We start from the raw sequence: 16,136 nt of genomic DNA on the forward strand, positions 1-16,136 counted from the left end.
ATGGCACAACGCAGTCTCTCCCGGCGTGCAACGGCGCTGGGCGTCGTCGTCGTGGTCGCGGTGGTGGCGGGCGGTGCCGGCGCGGTCGTTGCCACGCGCCTCTTTCCCCCGACCGTCCACCTCGATACGCCGGTGTCCCAGCTCAAGCCGGGGCCAGCGCTGGCCGGCGGCGTATCGATTCCTGCCATCGTGTCGTCGGTCTTGCCAGAGGTCGTCTCGATCGATGCCACTGGCGATCTCATCGGCGTGACGAACGGCGGCCCGTTCGGCCTCGGTGGCGGTCAGACGGGGGCGGAGTTCAAGTCCGCCGGGACCGGGATGATCGTCTCGACGAGCGGCCTCGTCCTCACCAACAATCACGTCATCGCGGGCGCGACCTCGGTCGCCGTCACGCTGGACGGAACGCACACGGCGTTGCCGGCCACCATCGTGGGCACGATTCCGTCGCACGACCTCGCGCTCTTGCGGATCGACCATCCGCCGGCCCACCTCCACACCGTGACCTTCGGTGACTCGGCTGCACTGGTCCCAGGCGATGCGGTGATCGCGATCGGCAATGCGCTCGGCCTGCAGGCGGGTTCGCCGACGGTCACGAGTGGGATCGTCTCGGCCCTCGGACGGGTCGTGACGGCGTCGATCCCGACCACCGGCCAGACCGAGACGCTCGACGACATGATCCAGACCGATGCCGCCATCAATCCGGGGAACTCAGGAGGTCCGCTCGTCGACTCGGCTGGGGACGTGGTGGGCATGAACACCGCGGCTGCGGGCACGACGTCGGACGGTACCCAGGCGGAGAACATCGGCTTTGCGATCCCGTCCTCGGAGCTCATCGCGGAGCTCCCGGTCCTCGAGCATGGCGGCACGTCGGGAGCCCCTGGCGCCTTCCTCGGCGTCGAGGTCGAAGATGACTCCTCGGCGCTCGCGGCTCAGTTCGGGCTCCCGGTCTCGCAGGGGGCGGTCGTCGTGTCCGTCCTCCCTGGCACCGCTGCGGCGCAGGCTGGACTGAGCGCCGGCGACGTGATCGTCGCCTTCGATGGACACAAGGTGACTTCGGCGGCAGCGCTCGGCGCGATCGAGGAGACGTTGCACCCCGGCGACCAGGTATCGCTCTCGTACTGGACGTCGTCGTCTGAGCGAACGGTCACCGTGACGCTCGGGACTCGCCCGGCGAGCTGACTCGTCGCACGCTACTCGACGCCGACGTCTTTGGCCCGCAGGTGCATCCCTTCCTGCCAGCGAGCGAGCGTCCAGAGGGCGTCGGAGAGTCGGTTCAAGTACGCGCCGACGTGCGAGCTGGGCGCCGATGCGACGAAGCGGACCGCGAGGCGCTCCGCGCGCCGACAGACGGTTCGGGCGACGTCGAGCGCTGCCGCGGTCGGGGTTCCACCGGGAACGACGAAGTCTCGAATCGGCTCGAAGCGTTCACTGACGTCGTCGATGAGCCGCTCGAGCCGCTCGACCATCGCCTTCGTCACGAGGGTTTCACCCGGGACGAGCTTGCTTCGGTGCTCGGGCAGCGTGGCGACTTCGGCCATGAGGACCCACAGGTCGCGTTCCAGATCGAGACAGATGGTCGCGAGGTCGACGGCTGCACTGGCCCTGACGACCCCGAGCTGGGCTTGGGTCTCGTCGACGGCTCCGTTGAGCTCCACTTGCGGGTGATCCTTCGGCAGTCGACCGCCATAGAGCATGCCGGTCGTGCCGCCATCGCCGCGACGCGTGTAGATCGGCGTCCGGCGTCGTGCTGCACCCTCCACGATCCACCTCCCCGGTCCCGGTAGCCTAGTTGTCGTGAGGACCTACGAGGAGCTGCTGCGTGAGCGTGTCGTCGTGTTCGACGGCGCGATGGGCACCAACCTGCAGCTGGCCGGCCTCGGCGCCGACGACTTTGGGGGTCCCGCGCTCGAGGGTTGCAACGAGATCCTCGTCGTGACGAGGCCCGAGGCGGTGGCCGCGGTGCACGACTCGTTCCTCGCCGTCGGTGTCGACGTCGTCGAGACCGACACGTTCGGCGCCTTGGCGCCGGTCCTGGCCGAGTACGGTATCGCCGAGCGTGCCTACGAGCTCAACCTTCGAGCGGCCCAGCTCGCTCGAGACGTCGCCTCTGGCTATGCGACGCCCGATCATCCTCGCTTCGTGGCGGGCTCGATGGGGCCGGGGACGAAGCTGCCCTCGCTCGGCCAGATCCCCTTCGAGGACCTGCGAGACGCCTACGAGGTGCAGGCCGAGGGCCTGATCGCGGGAGGTGTCGATCTCCTGCTCGTGGAGACGGTCTACGACCTGCTCTCTGCCAAGGCGGCGGTGATCGGCGCCCGTCGAGCCATGCGCCGACTGGGCCGCTCGGTCCCGGTCCAGGTGCAGGTGACGATCGAGACCACCGGTCGGATGCTGCCTGGCACGGAGGTTGGTGCGGCACTCGCCGCGCTGGAGCGTCTCGACCCGGTCGCGATCGGCATCAACTGCGCGACCGGTCCCGAGGAGATGGGCGAGCACCTTCGGTATCTCTCGGAGCATCAGCGCGTGCCGATCTCGTGCCTGCCGAACGCGGGCATGCCCCACGTCGTCGACGGTCACATGCACTACGACCTGACCCCGGACGCCCTGGCGGCGGCGCACCGTCGCTTCGTCGACGAACTCGGGGTCGGGATCGTCGGTGGCTGCTGTGGCACGCGGCCCGAGCACCTGCGGGCCGTCGTCGAGGCCGTCGGTGAGGCGGTCCCGAGAGAGCGCCATCCGACGCCACGGGCACAGGTGGCGTCGCTCTACCAGGCGGTCGAGCTGCGACAAGACCTCGCCATCACTGCGGTGGGTGAGCGCACCAACGCCAACGGCTCTCGCCGCTTCCGCGACGCCATGCTCGCTCGCGACTGGGACACCTGTGTGCGCATGGCGCAGGATCAGGTTCGCGACGGCGCTCACATGATCGACCTCTGCGTCGACTACACCGGCGAGGACGGCACCGTCGCCATGGAGGAGCTCTCGAGCCGCCTCGCGACCGCGTCCACGTTGCCGATCATGATCGACTCGACCGAAGCGGCGGTGGTGGAGACCGCGCTCCGGCACCTCGGCGGCAGGCCGATCATCAACTCGGTCAACCTCGAGGAGGGTGAGGGGTCCAATACCCGGTTCGACTCCTTCTTGCGCCTCGCGAAGGACTACGGTGCGGCGGTGGTTGCGACCTGCATCGACGAGGAAGGCCAGGCGCGTACCGCGGCGCGCAAGGTCGAGATCGCCAAGCGGATCGTTGCACTCGCGGTCGAACGCTACGGCTTGGCCACCGACGACATCATCATCGATCCACTCGTCCTCCCGGTGACGACCGGGATGGAGGAGTCACGACGTGACGCGCTCGAAACCATCGAGGCCCTGCGGCGCATCACCGCCGAGATGCCCGGCGTCTCGACGCTGGTCGGGTTGTCGAACGTCTCCTTCGGTATCAATGCGGCTGCTCGTGAAGCGCTCAACAGCGTGTTCCTCGCCGAATGCCAGGCAGCCGGCCTGAGTATGGCCATCTTGCACCCCTCGCGGATCCAGCCGCTCGCTCGCATCCCTGAGGATGTGCGCGCGATCTGCCTCGACCTCATCTACGATCGCCGCGGCCAGGGCGACCCGCTTGCCCGCCTGATCGAGCGCTTCGCGGACGTCCAGGCGGTCGCGGTCACGGGCGAGGAGCTCGAGGCCCTCTCCGTGCCGGAACGGCTGCACCGGCGCATCGTCGACGCCAATCGTCAGGGCCTCGAGGATGACCTGGCCGCCGCGCTCGGCGAGGGCATGAGCGCGCTCGGCGTGATCAACGACGTGCTGCTCCCGGCGATGGCCGAGGTCGGCGACCTGTTCGGGTCGGGCCAGATGCAGCTTCCGTTCGTGCTCGCCTCGGCCGAGACGATGAAGCAGGCGGTTGCATGGCTCGAGCCCTACCTCGATCGCGCATCGGTGAACGATCGAGGCACCGTCGTGCTCGCGACCGTCCAAGGGGACGTGCACGACATCGGCAAGAACCTGGTCGACATCATTCTCACCAACAACGGCTATCGCGTGGTGAACCTCGGCATCAAGGTCGCCTTGTCGGAGATGCTGGCGGCCGCCGAAGAGCACCATGCCGATGCGATCGGCATGAGCGGACTGCTCGTCAAGTCGACCCTCGTGATGCGCGACAACCTGGTCGAGATGAACGAACGAGGAATGGCCCACCTGCCGGTCATCCTCGGTGGCGCCGCGCTGACCCGTACCTTCGTCGAGCGGGACCTGCGCCAGGTGTACGACGGTCGGGTCTTCTACGGCAAGGACGCGTTCGAGGGGCTCGATGTGCTCGAGCGGTTGGGGCGCATCCGTCGTGGCGAGCTCGACGATCCCGAGTTCGGGCGTTCGATCCGGCAGTCGAGCACGAGGACGCCGCGGCTCCTGCGACGCTCGACGAGTGAGCGCACCGAGCGATCGCCGACGGTCGCGATGGACAACCCGATCTTCCGTCCACCGTTCCTCGGCACGAGAGTCGTGAAGGGGATCGCGCTGGACGACATCGCGGCCTACGTGAACGAGACCGCGCTGTTTCGTCACCAGTGGGGGTATCGACCCGAAGGCGATGAGGACGACGCGGCCTTCAAGCAGCGCTTGCGCGCGGAGCTGCGCCGTCAGCTCGACCGTGCGCTCGTGGACCAGAGCCTGGTGCCCCAGGTCGTCTACGGCTACTTCGTCGCGGCTTCCGAGGGTAACGACCTCGTGGTGTTCGCGGACGAGGCGCGTGAGCACGAACTCGCTCGATTCCGTTTCCCTCGCCAAGAGCAGGAGCCGTACCTCTGTATCGCGGACTTCTTCCGGCCGCTCGCGGGGCCCGAGATCGACTACGTCGCCTTCCACGTGGTGACCATGGGTCCGCGGATCACGGAGGTCGCCAAGCGGGCGTTCGACGAGAATCGGTACCAGGAGTACCTCCTCCTCCACGGGCTCGGAGTCGAGCTCACCGAGGCGCTCGCCGAGTACTGGCATGCCAGGATCCGAGCGGAGTGGGGCTTTGGCGACGAGGACGGCCCGACGCTCGCGGGGCTCTTTCGTCAGCAGTACCGTGGGAGTCGCTACAGCTGGGGCTACCCAGCCTGTCCGGACCTCGAGGACAACCGGACGGTCGTCGATCTGCTCGATGCCGGTCGTATCGGGGTCAGCGTGTCGGACACCTTCCAACTGGAGCCCGAGCAGACCACGACCGCGATCATCGTTCACCATCCTCAAGCGAAGTACTTCGTCGCCTAGCGAGCGGATCGCCGAGGGGCGCATGACGCCTAACGTGGGGCCAACGAACGTTCACGGTGACGAGACGAGAGGGAGCCCCGCATGGGTGTGACGACGAACGTGGTGAGTGGTGTCGAGGCTCGCGGGCTGCGGGTTCGACTCGACGCAGCGAGCGAGCGTGAGGACGCCTGGCGCACCGAGATCGTCGGTGACGAACTCTGGTGGGTCAGGGGCTACGACCTCGACCACGGCGCGCGGGGAGCCGGGGCCGATGTCGTGGCGCTCGCCGCCGACCGCCACGCGACCGACGTCAGCGTCGATCTGGGGTCGCACGACGCGATCGTTGCCGAGGAGTTCGCCCTCGGCGCGCTGCTCGCGAGCTACCGGTTCGATCGGTATCGACACGCCTCGGCGCCGGCTCAGACCTGGCCCACCGAGGTCGTCGTGATGGGTGACGTCGCGCGTGCGGCGCTCCAGCGGGCGAGGAGTCGAGCGGAGGCGGTGGCGTTGGCACGCGATCTCGTCAACGAGCCGCCCTCGAGGATGACGCCGACGGTCTTCGCACAGCTCGCCGAGCAGGTGGCCGATGCGGCGGGTCTCGAGGTGCGCGTCTGGGACCGTGCGGCCTGCGAGGCTGAGGGCCTTGGCGGGCTCCTCGGTGTTGCACGAGGGTCCGTCGAGGAGCCGCGGGTCGTGCACCTCGTCTATCGGCCCGGGGCGCCCACCGGTGAGCCGGTTGCGTTGGTCGGCAAGGGTATTACCTTCGACTCGGGCGGTCTCAGCCTCAAGAGCGCCGACGGCATGATGTCCATGAAGACGGACATGGCGGGCGCGGCCGCGATTCTCGCGGCCATGTCCGTCCTCGGTGAGCTCGGCTGTACGCGTGAGGTGCGTGCGTACCTGATGCTCACGGAGAACCTCCCTTCGGGCAGCGCGCAAAAGCCCGGTGACGTGCTCGTCACGCGCTCGGGGACCACGATCGAAGTGCTCAACACCGATGCCGAGGGCCGCTTGGTGCTCGCCGACGGACTGGCGCTCGCGGTGGAGGACGGCGCGAGCGCCATCGTCGATCTGGCGACCTTGACGGGCGCGTGCGTCGTCGCCCTCGGCGACGAGGTCGCGGGCATCATGGGTTCGGATCCGAATCTCATCGGTGCGTTGCGCGCAGCCGGTGACCGCGAGGACGAACCCCTCTGGGAACTGCCGCTGCCGTCACGCTACGAGGCACACATCAAGAGCAGCGTCGCCGACGTGAAGAACATGGGCAAGCCTGGCAAGGCTGGGGCCATCGCGGCCGCGTTGCTGCTCAAGCGCTTCGTCGGGTCGGTTCCGTGGGCACACCTCGACATCGCCGGTCCGGCGCGCGCCGATGGCGACCGAGGGTGGGTGCGCGAGGGTGCGACCGGTTTCGGGGTCCTCACCTTGACGCGCTGGCTGTGCGGACCGACGCTCGACGACGCTGCTCGTTGACGGCCCGGGTCACCGCCTCGACCGTATAGCCCTGGCGAACGAGGCGTGCCGAGACCTCGGCCTCGCTCGCGCCCAGGCCGAGCAGGGTCGCGGTGAGCTGGCGGAGCCTCGCTTCGCGTCGCTGCGCGTTGGCGACCTCCGAGGCGCTCGGGTGCCAGGCGTCGACGAGGCGCAGTGATGCGGGGAGCGCACGACGCTGACGCGCGCTCAGATGCGGCACGGGGGAACGGATCTCGAGCCGGTTTCGTTCGACGACGCGAGCCAGTTCGAAGGTCGCGAGGCGCTCGATGGCGCGCACGATCGAGCGCAGGCCGGTGTCGTGCGAACGGAGGCCGAGGCTCGCGCCGAGGTCGTCGAGCCGTACGAGCGCGGGTCCGTGCTCGCTGAGCGCGTCGAGTCGGCGCAGGAGAGCGAGGGCGGTCGGCCCGATGAGGGGCAGCCACAGAAGTTCGACCTCGTCGGAGCGGGGGCTCCAGCCGGGCTCATGCGTGTGCCACCGGTCGATGGTGAGTGCTGGATCGAGCTGTGCCATGGGCCATCCTCCATGATGCGGGCTCGGGCCTCCCTAGCCCGAGCGCGGATCGGAACGTCCTGTTCCGCCTTGCGCCGTGTGGCGCGCACTCCAGTATGTCAGCTATGACGTTTCATGTCAAGCGATGTCCGTCCCTACGAGCCGTCGTACTCGCCGAAGACTCCTCGTAGGGTGTCGGCGACCTCGCCGAGGGTCGCACCAGCGCGGAGTGCAGCTCGCATGGGATAGAGCAGGTTTCCGGTGCCGCGGGCGGTGGCGGCCAGGTCATCGAGGGTGCCAGCGAGCGCCTCGGCGTCGCGGTGACGACGCCACCGTTGGACCCGCGCGGCTTGGTCGCGCTGGAAGGCCGGGTCGATGGGGAAGACCTCGGGGGCTTCTGGCTCTGGTTCGCGGTAGCGGTTCACGCCGACGATGATGGTCCGACCCTCGTCGATGGCGGTGGCGGCCTCGTAGGCGGAGCGTTCGATCTCCTCCTGCATCCACTGCTGTTCGATCGCGGCGACCGCGCCACCGCGCGCATCGATCTCGTCGATGAGGTGGCGTGCACTGGCCTCGACCGCATCGGTCAGGGCCTCGACGTAGTACGAGCCGGCGAGCGGATCCACCGTGTCGGTCGCGCCGATCTCGTGGGCGAGCACCTGTTGGGTGCGCAGTGCCAACTTGGCGGCGTGTTCGGTCGGAAGGCCGAGCGCCTCGTCGAAGCCGTTGGTGTGCAGGCTCTGGGTTCCCCCGAGCACGGCGGAGAGTGCCTGGAGGGTGACCCGGACGATGTTGACCTCTGGCTGCTGGGCTGTGAGGGCCGATCCTGCGGTTTGCGTGTGGAAGCGCATCAGCCAGCTCCGCTCGGACCTCGCGCCGAAGCGTTCGCGCATGATGTGAGCCCAGATACGTCGAGCGGCTCGGAACTTGGCGATCTCCTCGAAGAGGTTGGTGTGAGCGTTCCAGAAGAAGGAGAGCCGCGGCGCGAAGGTGTCGACGTCGAGGCCGGCGGCGAGCGCCGCGTCGACGTAGGCGATCCCGTTGGCGATGGTGAACGCGATCTCTTGGGCCGCCGACGCGCCCGCCTCGCGGATGTGGTAGCCGGAGATCGAGATCGTGTTCCACTGGGGCAGGCGATCGGCGCAGTAGGCGAAGGTGTCGGTGACGAGCCGCATCGATGGTCGAGGTGGGAAGATGTAGGTGCCGCGGGCGACGTACTCCTTCAAGATGTCGTTCTGGATGGTGCCTCGGAGGTGCTCCGGTGCGACCCCTTGCTCTTCGGCAACGAGTTCGTAGAGCAGCAAGAGAACTGAGGCGGTCGCGTTGATGGTCATCGAGGTCGTCACCCGCTCGAGGGGGATGTCCGCGAAGAGGCGGCGCATGTCGTCGATGGTCGAGATGGCGACGCCGACGCGCCCTACCTCGCCGTGCGCGCGCGGGTGATCAGCATCGTAGCCCATCTGGGTGGGGAGGTCGAAGGCGACGGAGAGACCCGTTTGGCCAGCCTCGAGGAGGAACTTGAAGCGCTCGTTCGTTGCCTCCGCGGTGCCGAAGCCGGCATACTGGCGCATCGTCCATGGGCGATCGCGGTACATCCCCGCGTGGATGCCTCGGGTGAAGGGGAAGGTTCCTGGGTCGCCCAGGTCCCGGTCGTAGTCGAGGTCGGCGAGGTCCTCGGGTCGATAGACGCGTCGGATCGGGATGTGTGAGGAGGTGAGACGCTCGTCGTCGGCCACGGGCTCATCCTACCGACGTCTGGTCCTCGCGCCACGGCGACCCGGCGTCCTCGTCGAGCGCTCGAGCGAGCGCGTAGGCTGGTGCGAGGACAGCGCGACGGTGAAGGCCGCTTGGCGCGTGAGCGTTGGGCGCGACGAACGATCGTGATGCCACGGGAGGAGCGTTGCGTGGAGCAGCTGAGTGCCGAGCAGTTCACGGCGGTGCCCACGTTGAGCGCGTGGGAGGTTCGTGGGCACGTTGCCGTGTGTCGGTTCGCGACCGGTGACTTCGCGACCGGCGTGAGGTTGCTCGAGGACGTTGCCCATATCGCTGACGCCCTCGGACACCATCCGGACGTCACCATCCGCTTCGGCTCGGTCGAGGTGGCGACCACCACCTACGAGACGGGCGGTTTGACGGACCGCGACGTCGCACTTGCGCGTGCGATCACGGAGCTTGCTCGACGGTTGGGGCTCACGCCTCGAGACGCGTAGCAACCAGCCACCCCGAGCTGGAGGAGGCCGCCGGTGAGGCTAGGGGCGCACGGGGTGGGGCAGGCATAGATCGTCGTAGGCGGCGATGGTGATCTGTGCGGGGTCGAGGCTACAAGCCGGACACGCCGGATCGCGGTGGAGGCGGTAGCTGTGGAAGGTCTCCGCGAGGGCGTCGAAGGTGAGGAGGCGGCCTGCGAGGGTGTCACCAAGGCCGAGGATGAGCTTGATCGCCTCCAGGGCCTGGATTGACCCCACGATGCCCGGGAGCACGCCGAGCACGCCGGCCTCCGCGCACGACGGCGCGAGCTCGGCCGGTGGTGGCTCGGGGATGAGGCACCGGTAGCAGGGCCCGTCGTAGGGCGAAAAGACGGTGACCTGCCCCTCGAAGCGGAAGATCGACCCGTGGACGACCGGGATCTTGAGCTTGAGGGAGGCGTCGTTGACGAGGTAGCGGGTCGGGAAGTTGTCGGTGCCGTCGACGACGACGTCGTAGCCCGACAGGATCTCGAGGACGTTGTCGGCATCGAGGCGCACCGGATGCTTGACCACGCGGACGTCCGGGTTCAGCTGTGCGATCGCGGCTTCGGCGGAGTCCACCTTGGCCATGCCGACGCGATCGAGGGTGTGGAGCACTTGGCGTTGGAGGTTCGAGGCGTCGACGACGTCCATGTCGACGATCCCGATCGTGCCCACACCTGCCGCCGCAAGGTAGAGGGCAGCCGGGGAGGACAGGCCGCCCGCACCGAGGAGAAGGACGCGCGCTTCGAGTAGGCGCAGCTGACCAGCTTCGGAGACCTCCGGGAGCAGCAAGTGGCGATGGTAGCGGCTTCGCTGCTCAGGGGTGAGTGTCCGGGGCGTCGACCAGGCCCGTCCCTCGTCCTTCCAGCGATTGAAGCCTCCCGCCATGGAGACCACGCGCTCGTAGCCGAGATCGCCGAGCGTCCTCGCGGCGAACGCCGAGCGTACGCCGCCCGCGCAGTAGACGACGATCGGCGTCGACTTGTCGGGGAGTTTGGACTCGACCACGAGCTCCAGGTTCCCGCGAGGGATGAACACCGCCCCGGCGATCGCGCCTTGCTCGTATTCGTCCTGTTCACGAACGTCGAGGAGTGCCCAACCCTCGCGTTGGAGGCGAGCAGCCTCGTCCGTCGTGACCTCGTGTACCGAGGCCTTGGTCTGAAACAGCAGATCGCGAAAGCCTGCCACCCCTACGCACCTCCGGACCGTCCGCCCTGTAGCTTACGGAGCATCGGCACGAGGCGCTGCGCCTGGAGGTCGAGCGGCACGACGCGGTCGCGGGGGTCGAGGCGCCCTCGCCTCGACGGTGAGCCGTGCACTGGCTCGGGAAGGGGGTGGCCGAGCGCGACCGTGATGACGATGCGGCTCGTCTGAGCGAGTCCGGCGAGGTCGCGCAGCACCTCCTCGCCTCGAAAGGTGCCGATGACGGCTGCCCCAATGTCGAGCGCGGTCGCGGCGACGAGGATCGCTTCCAGTGTGGCGCCAGCGTCGACCCACCAGTAGGGGATGGGCCATCGTTCCAGGCTCCAGAGTCCGGCGGCGCGCTTGTCGGGGGCACCGTAGCGTTCGGCGTAGGCCGCGGGGTCGACGGTGACGAGGAGCAGGGCCGGTGCGCGTTCGAGTCCTCGCATCTCGGGACGCGCGGCCAGCCACCCCGGCGTCGTGAGTGCTGCGAGGATCCGGGCGCGGCTCTCCGGTTCGCGCGCGATCGCGATGGTGACGGCCTGTGTGAAGCCGGCGGACGGCGCTCGCAGCCCGGCGTCGACGATGGCCGCGAGCGTCGCGTCGTCGATCGGATCGGCAGTGAGCGCTCGGCGCATCCGTCGCCGCCGAATCGCAGCGAGCGCCTCCACGGTGCTACTCGATCACGACGACGATGTCGCCCGTGCCGACGGTGTCGCCGGGGTTGACGCGCACTTCGCGGACGGTACCGGCGCGCTCGGCCAAGATGGCGTTCTCCATCTTCATCGCCTCGAGCACGATGACGACCTCACCAGCGTCGACCTGTTGCCCTGGGGAGACCGGGACCTTCACCACGGTGCCCTGCATCGGGACGCTCACCTCGCCGGAGCCCGTCTGTGCTGCTCGGGCACCGGCTCTGGCCGATGAGCTTCGCTGAGGTCGGCTCGGTGCATTCGGCGTGCGCGGAGCAGGCGCACTCGGTGCTGCGGCGTCGAGATAGAGCGTGACGGCGACACGCTTGCCGTTCACCTCGGCGATGACCGGGGTGGGCACGAGCTCGTGAGCGTCCTGGGATGCGGTCGCGACGGGGGCCACGCCGCCCAGGTCGAGGCGTTCTTCCACCCAACGGGTCGAGTGGGTTCCTGCGCGAAAGTCGGGGTGGTCCAAGATGGCGACGTCGGCCGGTGTGGTCGTGGCGACGCCCTCGATGCGGAGCTCTCCGAGCGCTCGGATCGCACGAGCGATGGCGTGGTCTCGATCGGCGGCGTGGACGATGAGCTTGGCGACCAGGTTGTCGTAGTACTGCGAGACCGTGTCGCCGGTGTCGTAGCCAGCGTCCACGCGCACCCCTGGTCCGTCGGGCCGGTCGAAGCGGGTGATGGTGCCAGGGGTCGGCATGAAGCGGCCACCGGCGGGGTCCTCGGCGTTGATCCGCACCTCGATGGCGTGTCCGCGCCGCACGACGTCGTGCTGGGAGAAGCCGAGGGGCTCGCCGGCGGCGACCCGAAGCTGGAGCTCGACGAGGTCGAGACCCGTCACGAGTTCGGTGATCGGATGTTCGACCTGCAGGCGCGTGTTCATCTCGAGGAAGTAGAACGCGCCGTCTTGGTAGAGGAACTCGACGGTACCGGCGTTGCGATACCCGCAGGCGCGCGCCACGGCGCACGCAGCCTCGCCCATCGCGCGCCGGGTCTCGTCGGGGAAGTGCGGTGCAGGTGTCTCCTCGATCAGCTTCTGGTGGCGTCGTTGCGCGGAGCAGTCGCGTTCGCTCAGCCACAGGACCGAGCCGTGGTCGTCCGCGATGACCTGCATCTCGATATGGCGAGGCCAGGCGAGGTAGCGCTCGAGGTAGCACTCGTCACGTCCGAACGCGCTGCGTGCCTCGCGCCGTGCGGAGGCGAGGGCCTCGGCCGCCTCGTCGGGGCGGGTGACGACGCGCATGCCTCGCCCACCGCCGCCATAGGCAGCCTTGATCGCGACGGGCCAGCCATGCTCGTCGCCGAAGGCCACGACCTCTTCGGGATCGTCCACCGGGTGGGTGAGGCCGGGGACGCCGGCGACGCCAGCGGCTTCGGCGGCTCGTCGGGACGAGATCTTGTCTCCCATGACCTCGATCGCGTCGGGGGGTGGGCCGACGAACGTGACACCGGCCTGGGTGATCGCTCGGGCGAAGTCGGCGTTCTCGGAGAAGAAGCCATAGCCGGGGTGGACGGCTTCGGCGCCGGAGCGCTCGATGATCTCGAGGAGCTTGGTCGTATTGAGGTAGCTCTCTTGGCTGGTGAGCCCGCCGAGCGCCCAGGCCTCGTCGGCCATGCGCACGTGGAGTGCATCGCGATCGGCGTCGGAGTACACCGCGATGGTTCGCAGTCCGAGCTCCTTGGCGGTGCGGATCACCCGAACCGCGATTTCACCTCGGTTCGCGACCAGCAGCGATGAAAACACGCGCCCTCCTTTTGCTCGCCCCGCGCTCAGGGCTCCGCCACTCGGCGACTCTAGGGTGGAGTCCGTGGCAGGACGTCGAGCGCCCTGGCGGCTGATCCTATCGGACGAGGTCGACTCCACCAATCGCGTCCTCGCGGCTCGCGCCCGGTGGGCCGGCGCGCACCTGGTGGTGGTCGCCGATCACCAGCGCAGTGGTCGTGGGCGCCGTGGTCGGACCTTCGTCGACGTGCCCGGGGGCTCCCTGCTCGTCTCGTCGCTCCATCGCTACGAGGCACCGGCGCGCCCGATGCTCCTCGGAGCGTCCGTCGGTGGCGCTGCGGCCAGCACGCTGCGCCGCCTCGGCGTCGCCCAGGGAGCGTGGCTGTGGCCGAACGACGTGGTGGTGGGCGAGGCCAAGGTTGGCGGGGCCCTGATCGAGGCGTCCTGGCAGGGCGGTTCGCTCGAGTTCGTCGTCGGGTTCGGCCTGAACCTCGCCGGTTGTCCCGAGGTGCCAGGTCGCCAGCTCGCCGACCTCGGCTCGCTCGCTGGCCGGTCGATCACACGCGACGAGGCCCTCGGGGTCTGGCTCGAGGAGCTCGCGTCCTGGCTCGAGCGCTGGTCTCGGGGCGATGACGTGCTGGGCGGTGCGCGTGCGTTGCTCGCGGGGATCGGCGAGGAGGTCGTTGTCGAACGAGCTGCGGGTGAGCTTCGCGGACGTGTCGTCGGATTGGGTCCCTCGGGTGCCTTGGTGCTCCGTCACGACGGTGCTACGTTCGAGGTGAGCGAGGCAGACCTCGTCCGTCTCGTCCGCTCGTCCACGGGAGCCACTCGAGCCGACGACCAAGGAGGCACGCACGCATGACGGTGGAGTTCTCGCCGGAACACGAGCAGCTGCGGTCCGTGGTTGCGGACTTCGTCGCGGGAGAGGTCGCGCCGAACGCTGCCGCGTGGGATCGTGAGGAGCGATTCCCACTCGAGGCGGTGCGCACCATGGGCAAGCTCGGCTTGTTCGGGATCCCGTTCCCGTCGCGCTACGGCGGCGGGGATGGGGACTTCACCTCCTTGTGCATCGCGATCGAGGAGGTCGCCAAGGCGGACTCGTCGCTCGCGATCACCCTCTCGGCCGGTGTCGGGCTCGGTGCGAGTCCGATCTACCGCTTCGGCACCGACGCGCAACGCGAACGCTGGCTCCCAGCCCTCGTCCGGGGCGAAGCCCTCGGTGCCTTCGGCCTGACCGAGCCGGAGGCCGGATCGGACGCCGGCGCGACGCGAACACGCGCCGAGCGCGTCGCTGACCGATGGCGTCTGCGCGGCGAGAAGGCCTACATCACGAACTCGGGCACGCCCATCACCTCCGTCGTCACCGTCACGGCGCGAACGGACGAAGGGATCAGCGCGTTCATCGTGCCGGCCGGGACCGCTGGTCTCACGGTGCTGCCGTCCTATCGCAAACTCGGGTGGCGCGCGTCCGATACCCACGGCATCGTGCTCGAGGACGCCGAGGTCGGCGACGACGCGCTGCTCGGAGCGCCAGGGGCTGGCTTTCGGCAGTTCCTCGCGACCCTCGACGAGGGACGTGTCGCCATCGCAGCGCTCGCGCTCGGTCTCCAGGAGGCGTGCCTGCGCGAGGGTCTCGAGTGGGCGAAGGCGCGCAACGCCTTCGGCGGTCCGATCGGTCGGTTTCAGGCGATCGCCTTCAAGCTCGCAGACCTCGAGGTCGCGGTGGAGGCCTCTCGTCATCTGGTCTACCGTGCGGCCTGGCTGCGTGATCAGGGACGCCCGTTTGCGCGCGAGGCGGCGATCGCGAAGCTCTATGCGACCGAGGCGGCGGTGAGCGCCGCCAGGGAGGCGACCCAGATCCTCGGTGGTGCCGGCTTCATCGAGGACACCCCGGTCGCGCGCTACTACCGCGACGCGAAGATCCTCGAGATCGGTGAAGGCACCTCGGAGATCCAGCGCTTGGTGATCGCGCGCTCGCTCGGGTTGAGCCCGAGCTAGCATGAGCGCCGCATGGATCGGCTCGTCCTATGAAGGCGCTCGTCCTCGCTGGCGGTTCGGGGACGCGGCTGCGTCCCATCACCCATACCGCGGCCAAGCAACTGGTCCCGATCGCGAATCGGCCCATCCTCTTCTGGGCGCTCGACTCGATCGCCGAGGCGGGCATCCGTGAGGTGGGGATGATCGTCGGCCACACGAAGGACGAGGTCCGCGCTGCGGTCGGCGATGGCTCGGCCTTCGGGCTCTCGGTCACTTACCTCGAGCAACCCCAGCCGCTCGGACTCGCGCACGCGGTCAGCGTCGCGCGTGACTGGCTCGGCGACGACGACTTTTGCATGTACCTCGGCGACAACGTCTTGCTCGGTGGCGTCGCGCCATTCGTCGAGCGGTTCGGTCGACCCGGCCGTAGCGAGGACGCACTCGTGCTGCTCGCCAAGGTCGACGACCCGACGCGGTTCGGCGTCGCGGAGTTCGACACCGAGGGGCGCCTCGTCCGCCTCGTCGAGAAGCCGTCGGTCCCCCCGAGCGACCTCGCGCTCGTGGGCGTGTACTTCTTCAGTCCAGCGGTCCACGACGCCATCAGCCAGATTCGCCCGTCCGCTCGTGGTGAGTTGGAGATCACCGACGCCATCGACGCGCTCATCACGAGCGGACGCATCGTGGACGCGCTCGCGGTCGATGGTTTCTGGAAGGACCTCGGCGACCCCGAGGCGCTGCTGGCCGGCAATCGCTTCATGCTGCTCGGGATCGAGGGTTCGGTCGAGGGGACGGTCGTGGACTCCTCGGTGGACGGCCCGGTCGTGGTCGAGCCTGGTGCCGTCGTGGAGCGCACGGTGGTGCGCGGTCCCGCCACCATCGGTCGCGGGGCCCGCATCGTCGATGCGTACGTCGGGCCGTTCTCTGCGATCGGTCCCGACTGCGAGCTGCGGGCCACCGAGATCCAGAACTCGATCGTTCTCGCCGGCGCCAGGATCGATGGTGTCGGCCCGTTGGACGGCTGCATCATCGGACGGAGCGCTGTCGTCGAGCGCCGAGGCCACCTCCCACGTGCGACCAGCGTCGTGGTCGGCGACCACTCTCGGCTCGAGCTCGCCTGA

General features: G+C 68.8%; 13 protein-coding genes. 7 read left to right on the plus strand and 6 right to left on the minus strand.

The features are described from left to right. The gene (locus AFER_RS03710) at positions 1-1,179 is read left to right on the plus strand and encodes a S1C family serine protease (RefSeq protein ID WP_015798160.1); all 1,179 of its coding nucleotides are present in this window, start codon (positions 1-3) and stop codon (positions 1,177-1,179) included. Positions 1,180-1,190: 11 nt separating this feature from the next. Here AFER_RS03710 and AFER_RS03715 read toward each other — a convergent pair whose 3' ends face one another. Continuing rightward, on the minus strand, positions 1,191-1,760 hold the full coding sequence (locus AFER_RS03715; protein ID WP_015798161.1) for a cob(I)yrinic acid a,c-diamide adenosyltransferase: 570 nt from the start codon (positions 1,758-1,760) through the stop codon (positions 1,191-1,193). 34 nt (positions 1,761-1,794) lie between these two features. Here AFER_RS03715 and metH point away from each other — a divergent pair, with 34 nt between their 5' ends. Beyond that, positions 1,795-5,250 carry a methionine synthase gene (gene metH / locus AFER_RS03720; protein ID WP_015798162.1) on the plus strand — a complete coding sequence of 1,152 codons (3,456 nt, stop codon included), beginning with the start codon at positions 1,795-1,797 and terminating at the stop codon, positions 5,248-5,250. Between the two features lie 81 nt (positions 5,251-5,331). Beyond that, positions 5,332-6,699 (plus strand): leucyl aminopeptidase, encoded by a 1,368-nt coding sequence (locus AFER_RS03725; protein ID WP_015798163.1) that lies wholly within the window; start codon positions 5,332-5,334, stop codon positions 6,697-6,699. On the opposite strand, the gene AFER_RS03730 is transcribed toward AFER_RS03725, so the two are convergent. After that, positions 6,647-7,231, minus strand: a complete 585-nt coding sequence (locus tag AFER_RS03730; protein ID WP_015798164.1) for a hypothetical protein — start codon at positions 7,229-7,231, stop codon at positions 6,647-6,649. The two genes, AFER_RS03725 and AFER_RS03730, sit on opposite strands and share 53 nt — an antisense overlap. 134 nt (positions 7,232-7,365) lie before the next feature. Then, on the minus strand, positions 7,366-8,946 hold the full coding sequence (locus AFER_RS03735) for an acyl-CoA mutase large subunit family protein (RefSeq protein WP_015798165.1): 1,581 nt from the start codon (positions 8,944-8,946) through the stop codon (positions 7,366-7,368). Positions 8,947-9,114: 168 nt separating this feature from the next. Here AFER_RS03735 and AFER_RS03740 point away from each other — a divergent pair, with 168 nt between their 5' ends. Beyond that, complete coding sequence (locus AFER_RS03740; RefSeq protein ID WP_015798166.1) at positions 9,115-9,420, plus strand: 4a-hydroxytetrahydrobiopterin dehydratase; 306 nt, start codon at positions 9,115-9,117, stop codon at positions 9,418-9,420. A 39-nt stretch (positions 9,421-9,459) separates the two neighbouring features. Here AFER_RS03740 and moeB read toward each other — a convergent pair whose 3' ends face one another. From moeB to AFER_RS03755, 3 genes are read right to left on the minus strand one after another with little or no spacing between them, the layout of a single operon-like run. Beyond that, entirely contained in the window at positions 9,460-10,626 is a 1,167-nt protein-coding gene (gene moeB / locus AFER_RS03745; RefSeq protein WP_015798167.1) for a molybdopterin-synthase adenylyltransferase MoeB, read from the minus strand. Between the two features lie 2 nt (positions 10,627-10,628). Next, positions 10,629-11,291: a nitroreductase family protein gene (locus AFER_RS10850; RefSeq protein WP_015798168.1), complete on the minus strand. Its 663-nt coding sequence runs from the start codon at positions 11,289-11,291 to the stop codon at positions 10,629-10,631. Between the two features lie 4 nt (positions 11,292-11,295). Continuing rightward, the gene (locus AFER_RS03755; protein WP_015798169.1) at positions 11,296-13,062 is read right to left on the minus strand and encodes an acetyl/propionyl/methylcrotonyl-CoA carboxylase subunit alpha; all 1,767 of its coding nucleotides are present in this window, start codon (positions 13,060-13,062) and stop codon (positions 11,296-11,298) included. Positions 13,063-13,126: 64 nt separating this feature from the next. Between AFER_RS03755 and AFER_RS10855 the strand changes: the two genes are divergently transcribed. Genes AFER_RS10855 through AFER_RS03770 form a run of 3 tightly spaced genes read left to right on the plus strand, consistent with a single transcriptional unit; the run spans position 13,127 to position 16,136 of the window. After that, positions 13,127-13,903, plus strand: coding sequence for a biotin--[acetyl-CoA-carboxylase] ligase (locus AFER_RS10855; RefSeq protein ID WP_015798170.1), 777 nt, complete (start codon positions 13,127-13,129; stop codon positions 13,901-13,903). After that, on the plus strand, positions 13,900-15,039 hold the full coding sequence (locus AFER_RS03765) for an acyl-CoA dehydrogenase family protein (protein ID WP_015798171.1): 1,140 nt from the start codon (positions 13,900-13,902) through the stop codon (positions 15,037-15,039). The genes AFER_RS10855 and AFER_RS03765 overlap by 4 nt, the downstream gene beginning before the upstream one ends. A gap of 29 nt (positions 15,040-15,068) precedes the next feature. After that, the gene (locus AFER_RS03770) at positions 15,069-16,136 is read left to right on the plus strand and encodes a glucose-1-phosphate thymidylyltransferase (protein ID WP_015798172.1); all 1,068 of its coding nucleotides are present in this window, start codon (positions 15,069-15,071) and stop codon (positions 16,134-16,136) included.

The organism is Acidimicrobium ferrooxidans DSM 10331 (genome assembly GCF_000023265.1).
Taxonomy (GTDB): Bacteria; Actinomycetota; Acidimicrobiia; order Acidimicrobiales; family Acidimicrobiaceae; genus Acidimicrobium; species Acidimicrobium ferrooxidans.

What these genes read in the sequence shown, in the direction of transcription:
- AFER_RS03710 (WP_015798160.1), top strand. Translation starts at nt 1, where the DNA reads ATGGCACAACGCAGTCTCTCCCGGCGTGCAACGGCGCTGGGCGTCGTC.
- AFER_RS03725 (WP_015798163.1), top strand. Translation starts at nt 5,332, where the DNA reads ATGGGTGTGACGACGAACGTGGTGAGTGGTGTCGAGGCTCGCGGGCTG.
- AFER_RS03730 (WP_015798164.1), bottom strand. Translation starts at nt 7,231, where the DNA reads ATGGCACAGCTCGATCCAGCACTCACCATCGACCGGTGGCACACGCAT.
- AFER_RS03765 (WP_015798171.1), top strand. Translation starts at nt 13,900, where the DNA reads ATGACGGTGGAGTTCTCGCCGGAACACGAGCAGCTGCGGTCCGTGGTT.
- AFER_RS03770 (WP_015798172.1), top strand. Translation starts at nt 15,069, where the DNA reads ATGAAGGCGCTCGTCCTCGCTGGCGGTTCGGGGACGCGGCTGCGTCCC.